The organism is Streptomyces sp. CO7, from assembly GCF_053474865.1.
In genome coordinates, this window is the sequence record NZ_JBRIOU010000142.1 from 1 (window position 1) to 404 (window position 404).

The 404-nt window shown below is 62.1% G+C and carries 1 protein-coding gene; it reads left to right on the forward strand.

All coding sequences use genetic code 11. The features are described 5' to 3' along the window. Nucleotides 1-11: 11 nt before the first annotated feature. Nucleotides 12-404 (forward strand): MBL fold metallo-hydrolase (locus ACOV8S_RS31485; protein ID WP_448321885.1); only part of this gene is annotated, 393 nt, incomplete at its 3' end.

Consider the following 404-nt stretch of genomic DNA (forward strand, 5'->3'; position numbering starts at 1 on the left):
ATTGCGGAACGGTGCGCGTCAACCGGCTCAACGCCTTTTCGGATACGGCGGCCTATCCGGGGCAAAGCCGCGATCTGACGGTCGGTTGTTATCTGATCCGCCATGGCGACCAGCTGATGCTCTGGGATCTCGGCCTGCCGACGGCGCTGAAAGACGCGGCGTTCAGCACCGACGGCGACATGTCGGCCACGGTGCGCAAAAGCCTGGTCGAGCAACTCGCCGAGCTGGATATCAAGCCCGATGACGTCGACGTCGTCGGCGTCAGCCATTTCCACTTCGATCATATCGGACAGCTGCCCGATTTTCCGGCGGCCAAGCTTTATATCGGCAAGCGCGACTGGGATCTGCTGACGCAGAGCGAGCCGCCCGCCTTTCTCGACCCGAAACCCTTTGCACGCTGGATC